Raw genomic sequence first — 22,558 nt, forward strand, 5'->3', positions numbered from 1 at the left:
ATTAAATGTTGATACAGATAAAATCACACGAACCTTAGTTTCAGTCAGGGTTTGTATAATAAAAGAGACAGGAGGTAGCAAGTGACCATTGCTATTATGATTGGCACACACGGTTGGGCAGCAGAACAACTGCTCAAAACTGCGGAAATGCTATTGGGAGAGCAGGAAAATGTCGGCTGGATCGATTTTGTCCCCGGTGAGAATGCCGAAACCTTAATCGAGAAGTACCAAGCGCGCCTTGCCGAACTTGATACCGGCGGGGGTGTTCTATTCCTCGTCGATACCTGGGGCGGAAGTCCGTTTAACGCCGCCAGTCGGATTGTTGTCGATAAAGACAATTACGAAGTCGTAGCCGGCGTCAATATTCCTATGTTGGTTGAGACGCTGATGGCGCGTGATGATAACCCGGCGTTTGCTGAGTTGGTGGCACAGGCGGTGGAAACCGGTCGGGAAGGCGTAAAAGCGCTAAAAGCAAAACAACCAGAGGCGCCAGTAATAGACGCACCAGCTGACGCCGCTACACCCGTCGCGCCGCAGGCTCCCCTCGGCCCGAACGATCACATGAAAATTGGTCTTGTGCGCATCGATGATCGCTTGATTCACGGTCAGGTAGCCACCCGCTGGACAAAGGAAACGAACGTTACGCGAATTATTGTCGTCAGCGACGAAGTTGCAAATGACAATGTACGTAAAACCCTGCTCACCCAGGTTGCTCCGCCAGGGGTAACTGCACACGTAGTCGATATTGAAAAAATGGTGCGCGTCTGGAATAACCCCAAATATGCTCGCGATCGCGTCATGTTGCTATTCACCAATCCAACAGACGTTTTACGGGTCGTGGAAAAAGGCATTGACATTAAGTCGGTAAACGTTGGTGGTATGGCATTCCGTCAGGGTAAAACTCAGGTGAACAATGCAGTTTCCGTAGATATTAAGGATATTGACGCATTCCGTAAGCTGAACGAGCGCCACATTGAGCTGGAGGTGCGTAAAGTCTCAAGCGATCCTCGACTAAAAATGATGGATTTGATCGCGAAAATCTAATTTCAAAGGTGTGTTTCTTATCCGCAGATGCGGTTTAACTCAGTTATTGATTGTCAGAGGAGAAGTACAATGGAGATAACAATCCTTCAGCTTGTACTGATTTTTATTGTGTCCTGTATTGCCGGGATGGATTCAACACTCGACGAGTTTCAGTTTCACCGTCCGCTGGTCGCCTGTACCCTCATTGGCCTTATTCTGGGTGATATTGAAAAAGGTATCATCATCGGCGGTTCACTAGAGATGATTGCACTTGGCTGGATGAACATCGGTGCGGCAATGGCGCCGGATGCCGCCCTCGCCTCTATCATTTCTACTATTCTGGTTATCGCTGGCGGTCAGAGCATCGGTGCCGGTATTGCGCTGGCTATTCCTCTGGCGGCTGCTGGACAAGTGCTGACCATCGTCGTTCGTACTATTACTGTTGCTTTCCAGCATGCGGCGGATAAAGCCGCGGAAAAGGGCAATCTGACGGCTATTTCCTGGATCCACTTCTCTGCTCTGATCCTGCAGGCATTACGCATCGCCATTCCAGCGCTAATCGTCGCCGTTTCCGTTGGCACCAGCGAAGTACAGGGCTTGCTCGCCTCAATCCCCGAAGTCGTCACTAACGGTCTGAATATCGCTGGCGGAGTGATCGTCGTGGTTGGTTACGCAATGGTGATCAACATGATGCGTGCAGGCTATCTGATGCCCTTCTTCTATCTGGGCTTTGTTACGGCCGCATTTACCAGCTTCAACCTGGTTGCGCTGGGCATAATCGGCGTAGTGATGGCAATTCTCTATATTCAGCTGGCACCAAAATATAACCGCACCGCTGGCTCTGCCCCGGCTGCGGGTCCGGCAAATAACGATCTTGATAATGAACTGGACTAATTGAGGGAATCTCACATGGTGGATACAACAAGCCAGACCAAAAAGCTGACACAGGGCGACGTACGCGGCGTGTTTCTCCGTTCCAATTTATTTCAGGGATCGTGGAATTTTGAACGTATGCAGTCGTTGGGTTTTTGCTATTCAATGGTGCCGGTAATACGTCGTCTTTACCCAATAAATAATGATGAACGGAAACAAGCAATCAAGCGCCATCTGGAATTTTTCAACACACATCCCTACGTGGCAGCACCCGTGCTGGGCGTTACTCTGGCGATGGAAGAACAGCGTGCTAACGGCGCGTCCATTGACGACGCGGCCATTAATGGCATTAAAGTCGGTCTGATGGGACCACTGGCCGGTGTCGGCGATCCTATTTTTTGGGGAACGGTACGGCCTGTATTCGCAGCTCTGGGGGCCGGTCTCGCAATGGGTGGCAGCATACTGGGTCCTATCCTGTTCTTCGTGCTGTTTAACCTGGTGCGCCTGCTGGTTCGCTACTATGGGGTTGCTTACGGCTACCGTAAGGGTGTCGATATTGTCGGCGATATGGGCGGCGGCTTCCTGCAAAAACTGACGGAAGGAGCGTCTATTCTCGGCTTGTTCGTTATGGGAGCCCTGGTAAATAAATGGACCCACATTAATATACCGGTGGTCGTCTCAAAAATTACTGACCAGACAGGAAAAACGACCGTCACGACTGTTCAGACAATCCTCGATCAGTTAATGCCGGGACTGATACCGCTGCTGCTGACCTTTGGCTGCATGTGGTTGTTACGGCGTAAAGTTAACGCCTTGTGGATCATCATGGGCTTTTTCGTGCTGGGAATTTTTGGTTACTGGGTCGGCCTTCTCGGTCTGTAAGCGTTACAGCGGGGGCTTGACTCCCGCTGTTATTAAAAATGATGCGCAACTGCTCTCCCGAGCGGTTGCGCATCATTTTTTAAGGAGAAGTTATGACGTTGAATGACGTAATACTGGTGCTGGTCATCTCTCTGTTTCTGGCTTATGCCATCTACGATGAATTGATCATGCCACGCCGGATGGGGAAAACGGGCATGACGGTAGCACTCAAACGGCGTAATCGCGTCGACAGCCTGATTTTTGTCGGGCTGATCGCTATCCTGTTGTGGCAGAATCTGCAACATCAGGGACCCCAGCTTACCACTACCCTACTCCTGGTGTTGGCGTTTATGTCGCTGTACGTGTTTTGGTTTCGCCAGCCCAGGATCGTATTTAAGCGCTCCGGATTTTTCTATGCCAATATATTTATCGACTATGAGCGAATTCAGTCGATGAATCTTTCGGAAGATGGCGTGCTGGTTATCCAGCTTGAACAAAGACGGCTGCTGATAGAAGTACGCTATCTGGACGATCTGGAGCGTATTTATCACTTCCTATTAGCAGAACAACCCGCTACGTCTCAGCGCTGAAGTCGCCAGAGACGCAACATAAAATCAGTTTCACATGCAAAATGCTCAACAGTCGCAAGGCGCCCCCAGACTTCCGGACGAGCACGCCAGGCAAAGGGCGTCATTTGCAGAAGCGTCGCTGCGCTGTCGCTGCTTAATGATAACGGATATGCCAGGGTTTCCTCGTGACACAATGACCAACCTGATAACGATTCCGGCGCAGGATCATGCATTTTTACTTCCCGGTAGATTAGCGCCTTAAACTGCAATAAATGCCGGGGGCCGGGTGTCACAGTGAGTAAATAACCGCCTGGACACATAACCCGCGCCAGCTCTTCAGGGTTAAAGGGAGCATAAATACGAAGCGCTGTACTGATGCTGCTGTTCATAAAGGGTAAGCGCTGGCTGGAAGCAACACAAAATGACACTTCCGGATAGCGTTTTGCTGCGCTGCGTATCGCTTCACGCGACACGTCCAGTCCACAGACTTCAACGTTGGCACGTGCTGAGAGAGATTGTGCCACTGCGCCGGTGTAATAACCCTCACCACAGCCAATATCCAGCACGGTTTGCTGCTGAGAGCCATCACCAGTGATCCCTGACAACAATTGACAAACAACACGTTGTAACGCCTGATAATGCCCTTCATTAAGAAACTGCCTGCGAGCCTGCATCATTTCAGCATTATCACCCGGCTGCTTAGAGCGTTTATGCTGCACTGGCATCAAATTTACGTAGCCTTCTCGCGCCTTGTCAAACTGATGGCGGTTAATGCATTCCCAGCCCTTTTCTTGCGTAGATAGAGGCTGATGGCAGAGCGGACATTGATAGTGCATTACAGGTGGTCTCACTGGTCAATCAGGCGCGCAGTGTACTGCAAAATAAAAAACCCTGCTATGTTGGCAGGGTTTTATTGATTAGAGTGTCACGCTGCTGGTCTGTGTCGACCAGCGCTGTGGCTCATCAGATAGCAGTAACGTTTACAGCCGAAGGACCTTTCTGACCATCCTGGATTTCGAACTCTACGTTCTGACCTTCAGCCAGAGTTTTGAAACCATTACCCTGGATTGCAGAGAAGTGTACGAATACATCCTTGCTGCCGTCAGCTGGGGTAATGAAACCAAAGCCTTTAGACTCGTTGAACCACTTAACCTGACCTTTAATCTTTGCCATTTTACAAATTTCCTTAGAGTGTATTTTTTGCCCGCAGGCGGTACTGATAGAGAAACCAGAGACATTACTGAATGAGGCACTGATTAAGGTTCGGCAAGGAAGCGGTATTCAACGTCAACGTCTGTACTCAAAACTTCTTTACTGAAATGCCATGCATAAACAGAACTGTACCTCGATTTATCCAACAGGATTTATCACATATCCTCAATATAATGGCAAGCCATTTTTAGACAACAAATGAGATAATGCGCATGAAAAAGAGAGTCAAGCACGTAAAGTGAAAATATCAGCGCTGAATCGCATCAACCGATCAATGGGAAAACAACTTTTAATCAACAGATTATAAATATTATCGAGCAATACATCATTGTATAAGGCAGGTTTATCCTGATAACGTATCCTAAACAAGGATATCTTCCTACCCAATCTCATTGCTTAAATTTAATAAAGATTTATTGTTAAAGTACGAATAAAAAGCCCCGGATAATTAGCCGGGAACATGAAAATGTGTTCATTAATAATCCCGATGCACAGGGTAGTCGTGCAATGTACTAAATTTATGAAAAGCGTTATTCTGCGACTAAAAAAGAAGCAACCTCAATACAAATATAATTTCGCTAACCATACGCAGCAAAAATACAAAAATCATCGACATTGTTTTGGTCTCGCCTGGACTGAATCAGGATGAATTGTTCAGATTCTCCACCAAATATCTCTCGCCTATTCTCCAGGGACGAAAAAACTGAGCTGATAACCCGGCGTCAATTAACGCCTGACGCAGTGCCAACGGTGGTTCGTCCAATGGCTCGTCCGCCAGTTCAAACACCCCCCAGTGTATCGGTATTGTGAGTGGGCAACCTGCTGCTTTATGCAGGTGCACTGATTGTGAAGGATCCATATGTTGTCCCTGCATAAACCATTTAGGGGCATAGGCACCAATCGGCAACGCCAGCAGATTAAATGGGCCGAGACGATCTGGGATAGTCAAAAGATTTTCAGAGTAACCAGTGTCACCGCTAAACCAGAAATTAAGCCGGCTGTGTCTAATCACCCAGCCGCACCACAATGAACGATTTCGATTCCACAGGGTTCGCATACTCCAGTGGCGAGCAGGTACTGCCTGAAAGGTCATGGAACCCCGCTGTGTGGCCTGCCACCAGTCTAGCTGCGTGACATGTCTGGCTCCTAGTCGCTTAAACCAGGGTGCCAATCCAAGTGGGACAATGAATTCCACCTGCGGAAAACGACGTAAAATTTGCTTTATCGTCGATCGATCAAGATGATCGTAATGGCTATGAGAAATAACAACGTAGCTCAGTGCCGGTAAATCTGCAATTTGCAGAGGGGCAGGCGTCTTACGTTGCGGTCCATAAAAGCTCAGCGGAGATACGCGGGGTGAAAGCGCAGGATCGATCAACGTATATTTCCCGTCCAGCCTTAACATGAGTGCGGCGTGTCCTAACCACCAGGCCGCGTCCTGATCGCCCGTGAGATCAGTTTGCTGGCACCATTGGCTTATAAATGACGGGTAGCCTGCTGCGGGTGGAAGAGGTAACCCGGCCGCTTTACGCTCCTTCTGCCATTTTTTGAAATCGCGTTTTTGAGGTAGTTCCGGATCGGGGTTTTTAAAGCCTGTCGGTGAATGATGCTCCAGATGCGGATTATACCAGGGATTTTTCCATGCCACTTATTTAGCTCCTGTGTTAACTGGGGCTTAACGCTCAGGTATCAGGCGGATAAAATCTTTATTTTCATCTGTTGATTCAACCGCTTCCTCTTCTAAGACGAGTCTATCTGTAAGACGGCGTAACAATGTATTTTGTTGCTTTTGCTCTTCGAGTAAGGCCTCTAACAGGCGTATTTGTGCGTTCGCCTTCACACTTGCTCTGTTAACAAAATACCATGCGATTAGCGCAACGATAACCACCGCTAAAGCGATGATTGAAAAAAAACCGGAAGAAACATTCAAAAATTGATTCATTTATCTTTTCCCGGCATGCAATCAGCACACCAAATTATCAGCACAGGATAGGCTGATTTTCAAATCAGCTTGCGAATTCTACCCTGTTACTCCTGCATTTATAAGTCGTCGTAATAATAAAACCCGTATCAGATACCAACAAAAAGCGTCCCTGTACCGTGGATTTCAGTATCCTCTTAACGCTTTCATTATGTGTGAAAGCCATCCTGCAGTTGTTGATTCTAACCGCGTAATATATGCGGCCTGCGTGTTCTTCAACAAGGAGAAAATATGTAACTTATCGTAGGCATCCTTGCGATGCTGATTCTTATCTGGCTGGCGATGCCAGTAACGGGCTAGGGTGTACTACCGAGCGGCAGTAAAAACGTCGCCGGTCTTGAATTCAAATGTCAGTATCTGACAGCCCGCAGTGTGGTTGCTTCACAATATTTGCATAACGACAGTGCTGCAGTCGGTGTGTCTGAGTGTCCGTTATTGAAAAGAAGTAATGAGGTGATGGATGATTAATGTACACGCAGCGGGCTGTTTTCAGCTTCCCAATTTTTACCAAGGATAATCAGGATAACCCATCTGTGCAGATATCTTACGACCCGCAATATGCAACATTGTTACATAATCAGATCTTTGCTCTTCATTAAAACGCAGCGTAGGAAAAGAGAGACTCAGACCGGCGATCACCCTACCAAAACGGTCATATATCGGCACGGCCAGACAGCGGATACCCACTTCCTGCTCTTCGTTGTCTTCGCCATATCCCTGCCCTCGCATCCTATTCAGCACCACCTGTAACGCGGTAGTGTCGGTCAACGTGTGCTCTGTCGTGCGAACAAAATTCAATCCGGCAAGAATAGTGGTAATTTCAGTTTGTGAACGCCATGCCAACAGCACTTTGCCAATGGCGGTGCTGTACAACGGATTCCGTCGCCCGATACGTGAATACATACGCAGATTATAAAGAGAATCTATTTTATGAATATAGACGATGCTATCTTCATCCAGCGCACCGAGATGAACCGTTTCACGAGTCTGACGTGATAAATTGCGCATTTCCTGGTCTGCCACGCGGATTAAGTCAAGGTTTTGCAGCGATTTAGCGCCCAGTTCAAACAGTTTGAGCGTCAGCGCATACTTTTCACTTTCTCCTTCCTGTGAAACATATCCCAGCGACTTCATTGTTTGCAAAAAACGATAAACCGTGCTTTTAGACATCATCAGGCGCTGCGCCAGCTCAGTAATGCCTATTTCCCGTTCGTCACCCAGCGCCTGAAGTATGCCGAACACCTTGCGTACTGACGAAACGGGATCCGGCTGTTTATTATTTTCCAGCGCAGACATAAGCACTCCTGAATTCAGTGTTGGTTTTTTAATTACGTGAAACGCTTTTTAGTATACTGGGAGCATTGATTCACAGCAATTGTACGCCTGACGAGTCGGTGCAATTATCCGATATTTGTTATACGGGCAGATAGATTTGTGACGCCATAATGATTAGCATGTTAATTATCCATCTTAATCATCTGCTGATATGCCTGATATGCAAATTACCACGCCCCCAGACGGGCTTCCGCTGCCGCAGCGCTACGGTGCAATCGCCACCATTGCGCTTGGAATCACCATGGCGGTTCTGGACAGCGCGATTGCGAATGTTGCTCTGCCAACCATCTCGCGTGAATTTCAGGCCAGCCCCGCCGAGTCAATCTGGATCGTGAATGCGTATCAGCTGGCTATTGTCGTTTCATTACTGACACTCTCTTTTCTGGGCGACATCCTGGGGTACAGACGTATCTACCAATGGGGGTTAGTGCTGTTCACCTGCACTTCTCTGGGCTGCGCTTTATCGTCCTCACTTGACGTGCTAACGATGGCGCGCGTTGTGCAAGGCTTAGGTGGTGCTATGCTGATGAGCGTAAATACGGCTTTAATCCGTATTATTTATCCTAAGCGCTTCCTTGGCCGTGGCATGGCGATCAACTCACTGGTGGTCGCGGTCGCTACTGCAGCAGGTCCAACGGTAGCCGCCACTATTTTGTCAATTGCCAGCTGGAAATGGCTATTTCTGATTAATGTCCCATTCGGCATTATTGCACTCTGGCTGGCGCTGCTTTTTCTGCCCGATAACCAACAAAAAAACAGCCAGCAACATTTCGATGTTATCAGCGCGATAATGAATGCACTTAGCTTTGGTCTGATGCTCTCGGCGCTGAGCGGTTATGCCCAGGGCGTAGCGATGAAATGGGTGTTGCTCCAGCTAGCCCTGCTGTTGATTATCGGTACTTTGTTTATTCGCCGCCAGCTTCGGATGCCGGTACCACTGTTTCCCGTAGATTTGCTGCGGATTCCACTTTTTTCTCTTTCGATGTGTACCTCCGTGTGCTCCTTTTGCGCACAAATGCTGGCGATGGTTTCACTGCCGTTCTTTCTACAGAATTCGCTGGGGCGCGATGAGGTCGCCACCGGCCTGCTGTTAACACCATGGCCGCTTGCAACTATGGTACTGGCACCCATTGCCGGAAGGCTCATCGGGCGTTTTCATAGTGGCCTGCTCGGCGGTATTGGCCTGACAGTATTTGCTGCTGGTTTATTCACCCTTGCACTGCTTCCAGCCAAACCTGTCGATTGGGACATTATCTGGCGAATGATGCTGTGTGGTGCCGGTTTTGGCCTGTTCCAGTCACCGAATAATCACGCTATTGTTAGTTCAGCGCCCCAGAATCGCAGTGGAGGGGCTAGCGGCATGTTGGGAACTGCCCGGTTGGTTGGGCAAACCACGGGCGCGGCACTCGTGGCCCTGATGTTTAACGTGTGTGGTGAGAATGGGACGCATGCAGCGTTGCTGCTGGCCAGTGCGTTCTCAACTGCCGCAGCCATCATTAGTCTGATGCGTATTAAGCAACCAGTGAACCCCTGAACCGTCCGGCAAAAAAAACCGGATGCTTTCGCATCCGGCTCATGACTCATCTCGCATTTACTTCAGATAAGCGCCGCTACGCAGCGCTTCTATACGCTTATCCAGCGGTGGGTGCGACATAAACATCTCGCTGAAGGTTTTTGATTTACCGTTAATACAGAAAGCCATCATGCTATTACTTTCCTGAGGCTCGTAGCTGGTTTTCAGACGTTGAAGCGCTGCAATCATCTTTTCTCGCCCTACCAACTTCGCTGAACCTGCATCTGCATGAAACTCACGATGGCGCGAAAACCACATGGTAATAATGCTGGCGATGATACCAAAAACAATTTCAAGCACCATAGAGACCACAAAGTAAACCAACGGATTACCGCTGTTATTTTCTTCATTATCACGGTTACCTGAGACGAAGCTCGCTACAACCTGAGCAACAATGCGCGACAAGAAGATAACGAACGTGTTAACTACGCCTTGGATCAAGGTCATCGTTACCATGTCTCCATTAGCTATATGGCTAACTTCATGAGCCAGTACAGCCTCTGCTTCTTCGCGACTCATGTTCTGCAGCAGACCCGTTGACACGGCGACCAGCGAGGCATTACGGCGAGCACCGGTCGCGAACGCATTGATATCAGGCGCATGATAGATAGCAACCTGCGGCATACCAATCCGGGCTTGTTGCGCCTGACGAGAGATGGTTTCCATTAGCCAGCGCTCGGTTTCATTACGCGGCTGTTCAATAACTTCACCGCCAACTGAGCGCAGCGCCATCCACTTTGACATCAGCAGTGAGACGAACGCACCGCCAAAGCCAAACAGACCCGCCATAATCATCAGAGCCGGAATACTGCTTCGCTGGATCCCTGTCAGGCTAAGAATCAGCCCGAAGACCACCATGACACCCAAGTTGGTCAGCAGGAAAAGAGCAATACGCATCATAGATTAGTTTTCCTTAGTTAAAAATGTCTTGTTACGAGTTACATCCTATGGACTGCGTGGCACAATTCAAGCAACCTTAACCATTAAAGGTTTATAACGACATAACTTTACATTTTGTAGCATTCATCCGATCGTAGGACGCATTAACGGCCCCACAAACTCTGCACTGGTATGGAAAGTCGAGATCGAGTGGCGTCGACGAAGGCGTAATCCCCACTCTCTTTGCCGGGCGAGGGAACTGCAAAAAAAAGGGCAGCTAAGCTGCCCCGTGAACTATTTAGAACTTACTGGCGTATCCGGCTTTCTGCTGGCCTCAAGCTGCGCCAGGTCATTGGCTATGTGTACCGTTTCATCCAGATAGGGATCGGGCCCTTTATAATCTTTCGGCAGATCTTCCAGACTTTTTAGCGGCTTTTTACCTTCCTCCTCAAAGCGCGCATTTATCCGTTCCAGACGCAACGCATCCTCTTCCTTATCCTCTTTTTCACGCTGCGCGAGGTTCAGAGAAATAGGGTTGCGCTTTTCTTTCATAGCATTAAAGCGAGCAATGTCTTTTATGATATCCTGGAATTCACGATCTTTATCGATACGCTCATCATGCATCTTTTTCAGCGCAGGCACATAAGTCTTGATATCACCTAATTGAGCATACGTCGCCGGATTAATACTGTCCCAGGGCAATGCGTTATCTTCAAACTTTTCGCCGGTATCTGCCGCTTCAACACCTGTCGGCATAATCAGGTCAGGCGTAACACCTTTAAGCTGGGTACTCCCACCGGTAATACGATAAAACTTCTGAATAGTATAAGTAAGGGTACCCAACGACGGCCACTCAGGACGCAGCATCTGATCATAGATGCGGTTTAGCGAACGGTACTGCTGCACAGTTCCCTTACCAAACGTCGGTTCGCCAACAATCAACGCACGCCCGTAGTCCTGCATAGCGGCAGCAAAAATTTCTGATGCTGAGGCGCTGAAGCGATCGACTAAAACCACCAGCGGACCTTTGTAGTAAACGATGCTATCGTCATCGCTGTCTTCACGCACCTTACCGTTGTTGTCTTTTACCTGCACGATCGGGCCGCTTGGAATAAACAGTCCGGAAAGCGACACTGCCTCGCTAAGCGCGCCCCCCCCGTTAGTACGCAAGTCAATAACAATACTATCAACTTTCTGTTTTTCCAGCTTTTGCAACTGGGTTTTGACATCGTCCGTCAGCCCAACGTAAAAACCAGGAATATCCAGTATCCCGACCTTTTCCTTGCCAACGTTTTTCACTGACATTTTCACTGCGCGGTCCTCGAGACGGATCTTTTCACGCGTCAGAGTCACCGTGCGGGGTTTCGTTCCCTTACCAACAGGCAATATTTCGAGACGAACCTTACTGCCCTTCGGCCCTTTGATCAGTGCTACGACGTCATCGAGACGCCAGCCAATGATGTCTACCATCGGCTTACCGGATTGCCCAACTCCAACAATGCGATCGCCCACATTCAGTAATTTACTCCGTGCTGCCGGACCGCCGGCAACCATAGAGTTAACCACCGTATAATCATCATCCATTTGCAACACGGCACCGATACCCTCAAGCGAGAGGCTCATCTCGGTATTAAATTGCTCGGTATTGCGTGGGGACAGATAGTTGGTGTGCGGATCAATTTCATGAGCAAAGCTATTCATTGCCAACTGAAATACATCTTCGCTGTTGCTCTGAGTCAGACGACGAATGGCAAACTGGTAGCGTTTCGTCAGAATCTCACGAATTTCTTTTTCGTCTTTACCGGCCAACTTCAAGTTAAGCTCATCGTATTTAACTTTAGCGTCCCACAATGAATTAAGCTCTGCTATCGATTTCGGCCACGGTGCCTTACTGCGATCGATATCAATGGTATCGTTGCCGTTAAAGTTCATTGGTCGCTTCAGCACGCTGAGCGCATATTCGTAACGCTCAAAGCGACGCCGCTGCGCCAGATTATATAAGTCGTAGAATACTGTCAGCTGGCCGCTGCGAAGCTCATCGCCAAGCGTACTTTTTTTATCAGCATAGCTTGCAACATCAGAGGCCAACAGTACATTGTGGCTGTAATCCAGCATATTGAGGTAGCGGTCAAAAATTTTCGCTGAAAAGGCCTTGTCCAGATCAAACTTACGGTAGTGAGACTGAGTCAGACGCGATGTAACGCGTTCGCTCACTGTCGCGTCCTGAGGCTCCTGCTTGAGGATAGGGATCTGGTTTTCATTGGTTATTGCCGCGCTATCTTTGGCCATAACAGGGCCAGATATAAGCAGGCCGGTGAGAATAATTATTTTAAACGTAGTGTTCATGCCCCTAATCGGCCTCCGTTTCAGAACTGCAAATGTTCTGCGCGTACAATCATTGCCAGGCCGGAAGCCAGCTCTACCCGAACGCCATCTTTTGTAATTTCAAGAATCGTGGCATCCATTGCACTCTTACCTGCTTTAACCTTAATATTCTGACCAACTGACAGCGAGGCGGTATCGGTAACAAGTTTGCGGGGTTCAGCTTCCTCAACGGGCTTGCGCTTTGCAGTAGCCGGTTGAGGCGGTCTGCTAATGTTACGCGGCTTACGTCCTTCATCTCCCACAACAGCAGCTTTACGAACTACAGGCTTTGCCGAACGACGCACGCCTACGTCCTCACCTGCTTCTCGCTTCTTAGCCAGCTGCTTTTCACGCTGCGCCTGAACACGAGCTTTGGCTTCTTCTAACTGCTTACGGGCATGCTCAACGTGCTGCTCATCGAGTTCCCCACAGGGATTACCATCTAAGTCCACACGAATGGCACCGGCTTTAACACCATACAAATAGCGCCAGCTGGAAGTATAGAGACGCAGAGCGGAACGCAACTGCGTTTTACTCAGACTCATTTCCCCCTGCACACGATTAACGAGATCCTGAAAGATGCCGATTTTAAGAGGACGTGCTTCACCTTCGGCGCTGAAACATTGCGGGAAACGCTCGGCCAGCCAGGCGATGACTTCTTTACTGTTGTTCAACTTGGGTTGATTTTCCATGAAATTTCCTGATTACAACGGGTTTGCCAACCAGCGCAGGCATGAACAGGCGACATTATAATGACCGTGACGCCAATTGCTACGTGATCGCGCGTTTTAGCGACGATTGATCTGCAAAAATTGATACAGGTCGGTTGCAGCTAACGCCTCACTCAGCCATTCACTGAGTATTTTGAGCCCCGCCTCGTCTCCGTCATCAAACCGGTTATAAGCAATGCTGTCGATGTCCAGGATACCAACAACTTCATTATTTAGCGTCAGGGGTAATACAATTTCCGCATTGCTCGCAGCATCGCAGGCAATATGCCCGACAAAGGTATGGACGTCGCCGACGCGCTGGATAGTTTTTTCCGTTATCGCAGCGCCGCATACGCCGCGATCAATCGGAATACGCACGCAGGCTAACTTGCCCTGGAACGGCCCTAACACAAGAGTATCCTTTTCACTTAGCAGGTAAAAACCCGCCCAATTTACCTGTTCCAGACGCTCATAAAGCAGCGCACTGCAATTGCTCATCAGAGCCAGAAAGCTCGTCTCACCATCTACTAAAGCGCGTAAGTCACGATTCAATTCACGATAAAATTCTTGTTTATTCATTAGCTACCACTGTTTAACTGATAAATAAATACGCCTCAAATACGCAAAGCTGATAAATAAGCATTAATTGTTCATTTCGACAAGGTGAAACATTCCTTTAGTTAATATACCCTTAATCTTGCGGTTTCGGGTGACATAGATTGATCGCTTATTTTAGTGCATGACAGAATACAAATACGGCATAAAGATTATAATTATGAAAATTAACGCTATCAGCCATATTCTGCCACAGGCACATTATCTGCGGTGCCCCGAATGCGATACCCTTTTTTCACTGCCACCGATAAAATCGATCCAGTCGGCTTATTGCCCGCGCTGTAATGCCCGCAATCTTGATGGTCGTGACTGGTCAATGACCCGGCTTTGTGCCATCGCAGTGACGATGCTATTGCTGATGCCTTTTAGTTTTAACGAGCCGCTGATGTCGATTTCACTTCTTGGCACCACTATCAGCGCCAGCCTAATCGGTGGCATTATGCAAATGGCTCGTCAAGGCGACGTTATTACTGCTTCGATGGTTGCTTTTTGTACCATCGCCACCCCTCTTATACTGGTTATATCGATTCTTTATCTAGATTTTGGTCATCGTCTCGGCATGAATTTACGGCCGGTATTATTGATACTGCGACGCCTTAAAGAATGGCTAATGCTGGATGTTTATCTGATTGGCATCGCAGTAGCCTCAATTAAAGTTAAAGATTACGCGATACTGCAGCCGGGGCCGGGTCTGATTGCAATTATTACCCTGACAATGCTAGGCCTGCTATTGTTAATCCATATAAATACTGATGAGCTTTGGCAGCGATATTATCCACAGCGCGAAGCTAACCACCCTTCAGCCTCGCTGCGTATTTGCTTAAACTGTCACTTTACTGGTGAGCCCGATAGCCTTGGGCGCTGTCCCCGCTGCCTTACACCACTCCCACTACGGCGTCGACATAGCCTGCAAAAGTCATGGGCTGCGCTGATTACTTCAATTATTTTCCTTATCCCGGCTAATATGCTGCCGATATCGGTTATTTATCTGAATGGCGCGCGTAAAGAAGACACCATTCTGACTGGTATTATCTCTCTTGCCAGCGATAACGTGCCGGTAGCAGCCGTGGTATTTATTGCCAGTATTCTGGTTCCCGTAACCAAAGTTCTGGTGTTGCTTACGGTGCTAATAAGTATCCACTTTCGCTGTGAACAAGGCCTTAAAACCCGCATTCGTCTGCTACGCGTAGTCACATGGGTTGGCCGCTGGTCAATGCTGGATTTATTTGTTATTTCACTCACCATGTCGCTGGTCAACCGCGATCAGCTTTTGGCATTTACCATGGGGCCGGCCGCATTTTACTTTGGTTCGGCGGTAATCCTGACTATTCTTGCCGCCGAATGGCTCGACAGTCGCTTACTTTGGGACGCACATGCAACAGGAAACGCCGAATACACCGATTGAAGCTCGCATCCGCTACCGGCGGAAAATATCGCCATTCTGGCTTTTACCGCTAATAGCCGTGTTGATTGCCGGTTGGCTACTGTGGACTAATTATCAGGAGCGAGGCACCTCTGTTACCATTATCTTCAATTCTGCTGACGGTATCGTCCCCGGGCGCACACCTATACGTTATCAGGGTGTTGAGATCGGTACGGTACAGGGCATAAATCTGAGTGACGACCTGCGTACTATTCGTATCAAGGCCAGTATCAAAAATGATATGAAAGGTGCCTTGCGGGAAAACACCCAGTTCTGGCTGGTAACGCCTAAGGCTTCGCTGGCAGGCGTATCAGGTTTAGATGCCTTAGTAGGCGGCAACTATATCGGCATGATGCCAGGTAAAGGCCAACCACGCACTGATTTTATTGCCCTTGATACTCAACCTAAATACCGGATGAACACTGGCGAAATGCTGATACATCTGCATGCGCCAGATCTGGGTTCGCTCGGTACCGGTTCATTAGTTTACTATCGTAAAATCCCCGTTGGCCGGGTTTATGACTACAGCGTGAATCCGACCACTCAGGGCGTCACAATTGACGTATTGATCGAGCGCCGTTTCACCAATCTGGTCAAAAAAGAGAGTCGTTTCTGGAACGTCTCCGGTTTTAAAGCCGATCTAAACCTCAATGCCCCTAAGATACAAATGGAAAGTATCTCAGCGCTGGTAAACGGCGCTGTCGCCTTCGACTCCCCACCATCGTCGCCTCAGGCTAAATCGGAAGATAATTACCCGCTCTACCCTGATCTACAGCACAGTGAGCGTGGCGTGAACATTACGCTGGATCTGCCAAATGGCAAAGGGCTGAAAGCCGACGCCACGCCGCTGGTGTATCAGGGGTTACAAGTGGGTACGCTCAGCGCAATGCAATTGCAGGACAGCGGGCGGGTTAAGGGCGAGCTGCTTATCGATCCCTCAGTCGTGGGTCTGATGCGTAAGAATACCCGCATCGCACTTCACATGCCTAAGCTCCGTCTTTCTGATGCCTCCATTAGCAACCTGCTGACGGGGCCCACGCTTGAGCTGATACCGGGCGATGGCACCCCTGTAGATCATTTTTCTGTTGCTGCCGTCAATGACGCACCGCTACAGCAGCCAAATGTTCTTAAACTCACACTTAATGCCAGTGACAGTTATGGCATCAGTGCCGGACAGCCGATAAAGCTGCATGGCATGACAATCGGGCAGGTTGTTAGCCGTAGCCTTACGGAAAAAGGTGTCAGCTTTGCTATTGCCATTGATGCCGATTATCGCCATCTGGTTCATCGCGACAGTAAATTTATCGTTAACAGCCGACTTGACGTGAAGTTTGGTTTAGAGGGGGTGCAGGTACTGGCCGCGAGCGCCCGAGAATGGGTAGATGGGGGAATACGTCTCGAACCGGGCGACAAAGGCTCACCCGCTGCCAGCTATCCGTTGTATGGCGATTCAGCAAAGGCTGAAGAAGGGATAACGGGCGATCAGCCGCCAACCACCCTAACGCTGATTGCCAACAGCCTGCCAGATATTCAGGCAGGATCGGTAGTGCTATACCGGAAGTTCCAGGTCGGCGAAATCGTTTCAGTCACGCCCTATGCTAATAAGTTCGATATTGGCGTTTACATTCGTCCAGAATACCGCAAGCTGCTGACGAGAAACAGCGTGTTCTGGGCGGAAGGCGGCGCCAAAGTGCAGTGGAATGGTAGCGGGCTGACAGTAAAGGCTTCCCCCCTTAACCGCGCGCTGAAAGGCGCTATTAGCTTTGACAACCTGTCTGGTGCAAGCGCTGATATTGGCGACAATCAGAAGCGCGCACTCTATGCATCAGAAACTGCAGCCCGTGCTGTGGGAAGTCAGATCATCTTGCGTACCTATGATGGTGCTAAGTTGTCACCAGGAATGCCGATTCGCTATCTGGGCATCAGTGTAGGACAAGTGGAAAATCTGGCACTCAGCCCGGATAACCGACAGATAGTAGCCAAAGCGGTACTTTATCCTGAATACGTAGATGAGTTTGCACGCTGGGGCAGCCAGTTTTCGGTAGTTTCACCGCAGATTTCCGCTGCGGGTGTTAGCCATCTGGAGACTCTGTTACAGCCCTATATCAACGTTGATCCGGGAAAAGGTCGGGTGATGCGTAGCTTCGAGCTGCAAGAAAATACCATCACCGACGCACGTTATATTGATGGGCTTAATGTGATCGTTGATACCAATGAGGGGGGTTCTTTACAGGTAGGTACTCCGGTGTTTTTCCGCGGTGTCGAAGTAGGTACGGTAACCGGTACAACGCTTGGGTCAATGGCAGATCGCGTACTGGTATTCCTGCGTATCAGCAGCAAGTACCAGCACCTGGTGCGAAATAACTCCGTATTCTGGCTATCATCCGGCTATAACCTGAAATTTGGCCTCATTGGCGGAGTGGTGAAAACAGGTACTTTCCAGCAGTTTATCCAGGGCGGGATCTCATTTGCAACGCCGCCGACGGTGCCACTGGCACCGCAGGCAACGCCAGGTAAACATTTTTTACTGGAAAACGAAGAGCCAAAAGGGTGGCGCAACTGGGGAACGGCGATACCGCAGCCCCGATGATCAGAGTACCACTTTCGACAACGGCTATCCGACAGGGCATAATGGCGTTTTATCGTAACGGGGGCTCACTGCCCCCGCTGGCCCGGATTAAGCCTGTGACCCTCACTGCAACACCCTTCTTCCCCGACGCTTTTTTGCAGCAAATGCGCCAACTCCTGCCTGATGAAGCCGATTTCAACGCATTCATCACTATTTGCCAGCAGCCGCTGCGCCGAAGCCTGCGGGTCAATACGTTAAAAATTGACGTACACTCGTTCCTAAAGCTGGTTGCGCCCTGGGGCTGGCAGCTAACGCCGATCCCCTGGTGTGAGGAAGGTTTCTGGATCGATAGAAATGAGGATAATTTGCCCCTCGGCAGCACCGCAGAGCATCTCAGTGGATTGTTTTACATTCAGGAAGCCAGTTCAATGCTGCCAGTTACGGCTCTGTTTGATGCGCTATCCCACCCCGAGCGAGTGATGGACATGGCTGCTGCGCCGGGATCAAAAACCACCCAAATTGCCGCCCGCATGCAACGAGATGGCGTGATTCTCGCCAATGAGTACGCTGCCAGCCGCATTAAGGTGTTGCATGCTAATCTCAGCCGCTGCGGCGTCAGCAACGTCGCCCTCACCCATTTCGATGGCCGGGTATTTGGCGCAGCGTTACCAGAACAGTTCGACGCCATACTGCTGGATGCACCTTGCTCCGGCGAAGGCGCAGTGCGCAAAGACGTTGATGCATTAAAAAACTGGTCTCCGACCAGCAATCTCGAAATAGCTGCAACGCAACGCGATCTTATTACCAGCGCCTTTCACGCGCTGAAGCCAGGAGGGGTCCTGGTTTATTCTACCTGCACCCTCAACCGTGAAGAAAATCAGCAAATCATTGACTGGTTGCTGGGACAATGGCCTGGCGCCGCTGAGCGTCTCCCGCTCAACACACTGTTTCCGGACGCCGGCCGTGTTGCTACAGCGGCGGGCGATCTGCACGTCTTCCCCCAGCGCTTCGACAGCGAAGGATTCTTTGTTGCCCGCCTGCGTAAAGTCACCTCTATCCCTGCACTTACGGCTCCTGGCTACAGGCTGGGCAAACTCCCCTTTACCCGCCTGTCACACGCGAACAGCCAGCAGGTAACCGAAGCTGCCCGACAGGTCGGTCTACGTTGGGATAGCTCATTACTGACACTCTGGCAGCGCGATAAAGAAATTTGGCTATTTCCGGAAGCTATCGTGCCACTGCTCGGACAGGTTCGCTTTTCACGCATTGGTCTACGACTGGCGGAGACCTTTGCCAAAGGTTATCGCTGGCAGCATGAGGCGGTTATAGCTTTAGCCGATCCGCAGTCGAAAAACAGCCTTGCGCTGACGCCAGAAGAAGCTGAAGAATGGTACCGTGGGCGGGACATTTATCCGGGCAGTGAAATTAACGCCAGTGAAGTGATAGTGACATTTCAGCTACAGCCACTGGGGCTAGCTAAAAAGATCGGCAGCCGATTGAAAAACAGTTATCCAAGGGAGCTGGTGCGCGATGGCAAACTTTTTACCTCTGTTCGTTGAGAATGACGACAACTCACCCCTCATCTCCATGCCTGGCCCAGCAACATCGCGGAAGTATTGAACGAAAAACGTAATAAGGAGTAAAGATAAACCTTCCGGAATAAACTAACTGTCCACCATTATTCTTCTGGCGCATTTCCCTTCTGGTATCGTAAAAAGGCGAAAAAGCAGAGTGTGACGTCAGCAGCACTGACGTCAAAAACGTCACTGGGATAACGTCGAACGTCGCCGGTCAGCGGCAAAGCTGCTCTGCGCGATCGATAAAAGGCTGTAAACTTTTCTTTTTACCTGGGTTCGCCGGGTCATCCAGCTGGATGATTGAGACAGGTTTAGCCTGGACCTCACCGGCTATCATCATTGCCTCGGCCTTTTTATTTAGCGGATACTGCAATAGCGTGCCGGGATTAATAGCAAACAGAGCGCCGCCCTTTTCGCAGCTGAGCATAATTTCTTCACGATTAAATGCCCATTTGTCTTTACCGATCTCAAAACGACTAACAGTCACAATTTTCGAGGCAGCAACAGCGCTGTTTCCTATCCCCAATAACAGCAGAATACTTAACCATTTTTTCATAGTTTAACCCTTACAATTTAACCCGGTGATAGCGTTGCCAAAAACGAAACAAGAGTAAGCACGCAGGTAGCCAGTACCAATTCAAGGCAAGTCGCAGCAATAAACCTCTGTTGAGCCTGATAATCTGCACGTTGAAAACGCGGAACCAGCCAATAGCGATTGTAAAACGCGATGGCAATCATCAGCATCACCAACAACACTTTTACCGATAACAGCTGGTTATATAGCTGAAAGCTTCGTGGCGGAAAGCCAAGCAATATCCAGCTGTCAATTATGCCAGTTACCAGCACTAACGCTACGGCAAAATGGCCATAAGAAGAAAACCTCATCATAGTGCAAATAGCATCACAGCGTGACGACTCTCGATACGCTGCCCGCATGATAACAGTCAGCGGAACCAACCCGCCGATCCAAAACGCGGCGCTGATTAAATGAATGCTTTGGTTGATACATTGCAGGATACCGAGCATACCGTCATACATCGCGGCATGGCCGACCATAGCCAGCCCACAAAGCTGAATAAGCGCCGACAGTAAAGCCAGATTACGTCCAAACTGCTGTGTAAAAAATAGGGCTGACAGGCTGATTATTGGTAGCCAAAGTTGTATTTGCCACATGCGGCCGAAAGCAGTGCTAAACACGGACTGCCAGACGCCCGGCATCATAATATCATGCCATCCGTCCCCCATCAGGCCGACCTGTGCTGCCAGCAGCAACCAGGCGGAAAGCAAACATCCGCCAGCGCTATATAGGGTGAAAGAAGAAAGTCGGTGTGATAACGTCAAACGCCAGCGTCGCGGCGCAAGCAGCGCAGTGTAAAAACAACAGCCAGAATAAATGAACAGCAGCGTAAAATGTATCCAGCGGCTGAACAGATAAACACTCTCCAGTGGCATAATGTCCGAATTCAGACCTCAGGTCATTCAACACATGAAAGTTAACATCCGCGTCAGCATACTCCGCCCCCTTCTCCGTGTCGAGATCAGTTAAGTCTGGCTCGTCAGGCAAAGACTTGTCAGCCCGCAACGACTAAGGTACTTTCTGCTCAACTAATAAGGAGTGAAGATATGTCATTTAATCTGGCAGAGCTCGACCAGCAGGAAAAAGATCGCGTCAATACCGATTTAGCTGCTGCAGGCGTGGCCTATAAAGAGCGTTATAATATGCCGGTCATCGCGGAACAGGTTGAAAAAGATCAACCTCAAAGCATGCGCACATGGTTTCGGGAAAGATTGCAGCACCACCGCAAGGCCTCTCTTTCGCTAAGCCGTCTACCCTGGGAACCAAAGCAAAAATAAATAATCTTCACCGGTGATTTCATTTTTCGTTGTCGTTCCCGTTGAGATAGCCTGCTGGATCATCACGCTCAGGCGTGGTTTTCTTTTTTCTCGCCAATTACAGTGTCACAATCCGGGCCAAAATCGGGTGCGTCGGGATGGAGCATCCTCTACCAGTTAGCTTTTGTTAGTCAACCGGCGCAAAAGCTGGATGAGTATCGTTATTGGTCTTCTGTCGTTGGCGGTAACTGGCAGGGCGACACTATCTCTTTCGTTAAACCGGAGGCGATAAAAATTGTCCGGGATAAAGGGGGCTCACGTAATTGGTAATGAAATCTGTCGTCTTGAGGCTGAAATCGTCAGAATTGCATCCATCGATAGGTTTGGCGACGGCATCATCCATCTAAGAGCGATTTGGCAACCAGATCGAGCTTCCAGCCGACAGACAGTAGCGATCTCTCGGATCGCCTCCCAGGATAGCTGGGGTATGCCAGCGTTTTAAAAACCACTCTGGACGACCAGGTCTGCGAAGAGTATACCGTTCAAAATAGCCGCGTCGATCGACGCATGCTACCTGAAAAATGGAGGGTAACTGACTGGGTACCATAAAGCTTGCACATCATCCGCGGGCATCAGGACCTGAACATCACAACCAGGGATTACAGTACCCGCCGCATCACTATGCGCATCGTGCGCTTTCAGTAACATCACCATAATCTGCCCTATGGGGATGATATTTATCGCGACCGTGTTCAACCGAATATCGAGGGTGCCAGACGGCGCTAAATGATAGAACGCCGGAGGAGTAGCCACCGCGCAAAGAGTCACGCGGCATCCACGGCTTTAATGGGTGTTCTCTTTTGCCTGCTCAACAGATTATCGCTATCTGTGTTCTGCCGGACGATAATTTCAGGTAATTTACTGGTACGAATAATATACTGGATTGCTTCTTTCTCAGCGGCAAGATGTAAACCGACCGCCTCGCACTGTGCTTCATCAAGCTCCAGCGTGCTCTGCGCTAGCCAGCCGGCGAAGGTTTCAGCCATATCCAGCATTTTGTCATGGGAATCCGCCTCTTTCTTACTGGCAAACGTCATTTTTTCCTCACCATTACGCATTACGACAAATTTAATTTCTACCGACATCACTCACCCCGATACT

General features: G+C 49.4%; 22 protein-coding genes and 2 pseudogenes. 11 read left to right on the top strand and 13 right to left on the bottom strand.

Translation table 11 applies throughout. The annotated features are described in order from the left end of the window. The first annotated feature begins 81 nt into the window (after positions 1–81). The 4 genes from manX (at position 82) to BM191_RS12010 (ending at position 3,347) form a co-directional block, all read left to right on the top strand. On the top strand, positions 82–1,044 hold the full coding sequence (gene manX, locus BM191_RS11995; protein WP_092878476.1) for a PTS mannose transporter subunit IIAB: 963 nt from the start codon (positions 82–84) through the stop codon (positions 1,042–1,044). A 69-nt stretch (positions 1,045–1,113) separates the two neighbouring features. Then, positions 1,114–1,917 (top strand): PTS mannose/fructose/sorbose transporter subunit IIC, encoded by an 804-nt coding sequence (locus BM191_RS12000; protein WP_092878478.1) that lies wholly within the window; start codon positions 1,114–1,116, stop codon positions 1,915–1,917. A gap of 15 nt (positions 1,918–1,932) precedes the next feature. After that, positions 1,933–2,778 (top strand): PTS mannose transporter subunit IID, encoded by an 846-nt coding sequence (locus BM191_RS12005; protein WP_092878480.1) that lies wholly within the window; start codon positions 1,933–1,935, stop codon positions 2,776–2,778. 92 nt (positions 2,779–2,870) lie between these two features. Next, positions 2,871–3,347, top strand: coding sequence for a DUF986 family protein (locus tag BM191_RS12010; RefSeq protein ID WP_092878482.1), 477 nt, complete (start codon positions 2,871–2,873; stop codon positions 3,345–3,347). Here BM191_RS12010 and rlmA read toward each other — a convergent pair. The 5 genes and pseudogenes from rlmA to BM191_RS12030 form a co-directional block, all read right to left on the bottom strand. Then, positions 3,338–4,162, bottom strand: a complete 825-nt coding sequence (rlmA, locus tag BM191_RS12015) for a 23S rRNA (guanine(745)-N(1))-methyltransferase (RefSeq protein ID WP_092878484.1) — start codon at positions 4,160–4,162, stop codon at positions 3,338–3,340. The two genes, BM191_RS12010 and rlmA, sit on opposite strands and share 10 nt — an antisense overlap. A gap of 127 nt (positions 4,163–4,289) precedes the next feature. Beyond that, positions 4,290–4,499 carry a transcription antiterminator/RNA stability regulator CspE gene (gene cspE / locus BM191_RS12020; RefSeq protein ID WP_002221949.1) on the bottom strand — a complete coding sequence of 70 codons (210 nt, stop codon included), beginning with the start codon at positions 4,497–4,499 and terminating at the stop codon, positions 4,290–4,292. 13 nt (positions 4,500–4,512) lie between these two features. Continuing rightward, positions 4,513–4,630: pseudogene (locus BM191_RS17200) on the bottom strand (DUF2627 domain-containing protein). Positions 4,631–5,178: 548 nt separating this feature from the next. Next, positions 5,179–6,186 (bottom strand): MBL fold metallo-hydrolase, encoded by a 1,008-nt coding sequence (locus BM191_RS12025; RefSeq protein WP_092878486.1) that lies wholly within the window; start codon positions 6,184–6,186, stop codon positions 5,179–5,181. Between the two features lie 27 nt (positions 6,187–6,213). Then, positions 6,214–6,480, bottom strand: a complete 267-nt coding sequence (locus BM191_RS12030) for a YebO family protein (protein WP_092878488.1) — start codon at positions 6,478–6,480, stop codon at positions 6,214–6,216. Between the two features lie 297 nt (positions 6,481–6,777). On the opposite strand from BM191_RS12030, the pseudogene BM191_RS12035 reads away from it, so the two are divergent. Then, positions 6,778–6,987, top strand: a pseudogene (locus BM191_RS12035) (YobH family protein). 36 nt (positions 6,988–7,023) lie between these two features. Here the strand turns inward: BM191_RS12035 and kdgR are convergent. Then, positions 7,024–7,815: a DNA-binding transcriptional regulator KdgR gene (gene kdgR / locus BM191_RS12040; RefSeq protein WP_092878490.1), complete on the bottom strand. Its 792-nt coding sequence runs from the start codon at positions 7,813–7,815 to the stop codon at positions 7,024–7,026. Positions 7,816–8,014: 199 nt separating this feature from the next. On the opposite strand from kdgR, the gene BM191_RS12045 reads away from it, so the two are divergent. Further along, positions 8,015–9,388: an MFS transporter gene (locus BM191_RS12045; protein WP_092878614.1), complete on the top strand. Its 1,374-nt coding sequence runs from the start codon at positions 8,015–8,017 to the stop codon at positions 9,386–9,388. Positions 9,389–9,445: 57 nt separating this feature from the next. Here BM191_RS12045 and htpX read toward each other — a convergent pair whose 3' ends face one another. From htpX to BM191_RS12065, 4 genes are all read right to left on the bottom strand, one after another. After that, complete coding sequence (gene htpX / locus BM191_RS12050) at positions 9,446–10,327, bottom strand: protease HtpX (protein ID WP_092878492.1); 882 nt, start codon at positions 10,325–10,327, stop codon at positions 9,446–9,448. Positions 10,328–10,600: 273 nt separating this feature from the next. Then, a complete protein-coding gene (prc, locus tag BM191_RS12055) occupies positions 10,601–12,652 on the bottom strand; it encodes a carboxy terminal-processing peptidase (protein ID WP_092878494.1) in 2,052 nt (683 codons plus the stop codon). Positions 12,653–12,672: 20 nt separating this feature from the next. Then, positions 12,673–13,362 (bottom strand): RNA chaperone ProQ, encoded by a 690-nt coding sequence (gene proQ / locus BM191_RS12060; RefSeq protein WP_092878496.1) that lies wholly within the window; start codon positions 13,360–13,362, stop codon positions 12,673–12,675. Between the two features lie 96 nt (positions 13,363–13,458). Next, positions 13,459–13,959 carry a GAF domain-containing protein gene (locus BM191_RS12065; RefSeq protein ID WP_092878498.1) on the bottom strand — a complete coding sequence of 167 codons (501 nt, stop codon included), beginning with the start codon at positions 13,957–13,959 and terminating at the stop codon, positions 13,459–13,461. 196 nt (positions 13,960–14,155) lie between these two features. Here BM191_RS12065 and yebS point away from each other — a divergent pair, with 196 nt between their 5' ends. From yebS to rsmF, 3 genes are read left to right on the top strand one after another with little or no spacing between them, the layout of a single operon-like run. Beyond that, on the top strand, positions 14,156–15,400 hold the full coding sequence (yebS, locus tag BM191_RS12070; protein WP_092878500.1) for a membrane integrity lipid transport subunit YebS: 1,245 nt from the start codon (positions 14,156–14,158) through the stop codon (positions 15,398–15,400). Beyond that, positions 15,369–18,008 carry a PqiB family protein gene (locus BM191_RS12075; RefSeq protein ID WP_092878502.1) on the top strand — a complete coding sequence of 880 codons (2,640 nt, stop codon included), beginning with the start codon at positions 15,369–15,371 and terminating at the stop codon, positions 18,006–18,008. Before yebS ends, BM191_RS12075 begins: the two co-directional genes overlap by 32 nt. Next, positions 18,005–19,546 carry a 16S rRNA (cytosine(1407)-C(5))-methyltransferase RsmF gene (rsmF, locus tag BM191_RS12080; RefSeq protein ID WP_269017639.1) on the top strand — a complete coding sequence of 514 codons (1,542 nt, stop codon included), beginning with the start codon at positions 18,005–18,007 and terminating at the stop codon, positions 19,544–19,546. Before BM191_RS12075 ends, rsmF begins: the two co-directional genes overlap by 4 nt. Before the next feature lie 232 nt (positions 19,547–19,778). Here rsmF and BM191_RS12085 read toward each other — a convergent pair whose 3' ends face one another. Then, entirely contained in the window at positions 19,779–20,120 is a 342-nt protein-coding gene (locus BM191_RS12085) for a YebY family protein (RefSeq protein ID WP_092878506.1), read from the bottom strand. 17 nt (positions 20,121–20,137) lie between these two features. Next, positions 20,138–21,016, bottom strand: a complete 879-nt coding sequence (gene copD / locus BM191_RS12090) for a copper homeostasis membrane protein CopD (protein WP_092878508.1) — start codon at positions 21,014–21,016, stop codon at positions 20,138–20,140. 171 nt (positions 21,017–21,187) lie between these two features. Between copD and BM191_RS12095 the strand changes: the two genes are divergently transcribed. Together BM191_RS12095 and BM191_RS16585 are read left to right on the top strand one after the other, a co-directional pair. Further along, positions 21,188–21,418, top strand: coding sequence for a DNA polymerase III subunit theta (locus tag BM191_RS12095; protein WP_092878510.1), 231 nt, complete (start codon positions 21,188–21,190; stop codon positions 21,416–21,418). 102 nt (positions 21,419–21,520) lie between these two features. After that, a complete protein-coding gene (locus BM191_RS16585) occupies positions 21,521–21,727 on the top strand; it encodes a hypothetical protein (RefSeq protein WP_143088823.1) in 207 nt (68 codons plus the stop codon). A gap of 494 nt (positions 21,728–22,221) precedes the next feature. On the opposite strand, the gene BM191_RS12105 is transcribed toward BM191_RS16585, so the two are convergent. Further along, complete coding sequence (locus tag BM191_RS12105; protein WP_092878514.1) at positions 22,222–22,542, bottom strand: YebG family protein; 321 nt, start codon at positions 22,540–22,542, stop codon at positions 22,222–22,224. Positions 22,543–22,558: the final 16 nt, after the last annotated feature.

The sequence above is a fragment of the Izhakiella capsodis genome (genome assembly GCF_900115045.1).
Lineage (GTDB): Bacteria > Pseudomonadota > Gammaproteobacteria > Enterobacterales > Enterobacteriaceae > Izhakiella > Izhakiella capsodis.

What these genes read in the sequence shown, in the direction of transcription:
- BM191_RS12000 (WP_092878478.1), top strand. Translation starts at nt 1,114, where the DNA reads ATGGAGATAACAATCCTTCAGCTTGTACTGATTTTTATTGTGTCCTGT.
- BM191_RS12005 (WP_092878480.1), top strand. Translation starts at nt 1,933, where the DNA reads ATGGTGGATACAACAAGCCAGACCAAAAAGCTGACACAGGGCGACGTA.
- BM191_RS12010 (WP_092878482.1), top strand. Translation starts at nt 2,871, where the DNA reads ATGACGTTGAATGACGTAATACTGGTGCTGGTCATCTCTCTGTTTCTG.
- rlmA (WP_092878484.1), bottom strand. Translation starts at nt 4,162, where the DNA reads ATGCACTATCAATGTCCGCTCTGCCATCAGCCTCTATCTACGCAAGAA.
- cspE (WP_002221949.1), bottom strand. Translation starts at nt 4,499, where the DNA reads ATGGCAAAGATTAAAGGTCAGGTTAAGTGGTTCAACGAGTCTAAAGGC.
- BM191_RS12030 (WP_092878488.1), bottom strand. Translation starts at nt 6,480, where the DNA reads ATGAATCAATTTTTGAATGTTTCTTCCGGTTTTTTTTCAATCATCGCT.
- kdgR (WP_092878490.1), bottom strand. Translation starts at nt 7,815, where the DNA reads ATGTCTGCGCTGGAAAATAATAAACAGCCGGATCCCGTTTCGTCAGTA.
- BM191_RS12045 (WP_092878614.1), top strand. Translation starts at nt 8,015, where the DNA reads ATGCAAATTACCACGCCCCCAGACGGGCTTCCGCTGCCGCAGCGCTAC.
- htpX (WP_092878492.1), bottom strand. Translation starts at nt 10,327, where the DNA reads ATGATGCGTATTGCTCTTTTCCTGCTGACCAACTTGGGTGTCATGGTG.
- prc (WP_092878494.1), bottom strand. Translation starts at nt 12,652, where the DNA reads ATGAACACTACGTTTAAAATAATTATTCTCACCGGCCTGCTTATATCT.
- proQ (WP_092878496.1), bottom strand. Translation starts at nt 13,362, where the DNA reads ATGGAAAATCAACCCAAGTTGAACAACAGTAAAGAAGTCATCGCCTGG.
- BM191_RS12065 (WP_092878498.1), bottom strand. Translation starts at nt 13,959, where the DNA reads ATGAATAAACAAGAATTTTATCGTGAATTGAATCGTGACTTACGCGCT.
- yebS (WP_092878500.1), top strand. Translation starts at nt 14,156, where the DNA reads ATGAAAATTAACGCTATCAGCCATATTCTGCCACAGGCACATTATCTG.
- BM191_RS12075 (WP_092878502.1), top strand. Translation starts at nt 15,369, where the DNA reads ATGCAACAGGAAACGCCGAATACACCGATTGAAGCTCGCATCCGCTAC.
- rsmF (WP_269017639.1), top strand. Translation starts at nt 18,005, where the DNA reads ATGATCAGAGTACCACTTTCGACAACGGCTATCCGACAGGGCATAATG.
- BM191_RS12085 (WP_092878506.1), bottom strand. Translation starts at nt 20,120, where the DNA reads ATGAAAAAATGGTTAAGTATTCTGCTGTTATTGGGGATAGGAAACAGC.
- copD (WP_092878508.1), bottom strand. Translation starts at nt 21,016, where the DNA reads ATGCCACTGGAGAGTGTTTATCTGTTCAGCCGCTGGATACATTTTACG.
- BM191_RS12095 (WP_092878510.1), top strand. Translation starts at nt 21,188, where the DNA reads ATGTCATTTAATCTGGCAGAGCTCGACCAGCAGGAAAAAGATCGCGTC.
- BM191_RS12105 (WP_092878514.1), bottom strand. Translation starts at nt 22,542, where the DNA reads ATGTCGGTAGAAATTAAATTTGTCGTAATGCGTAATGGTGAGGAAAAA.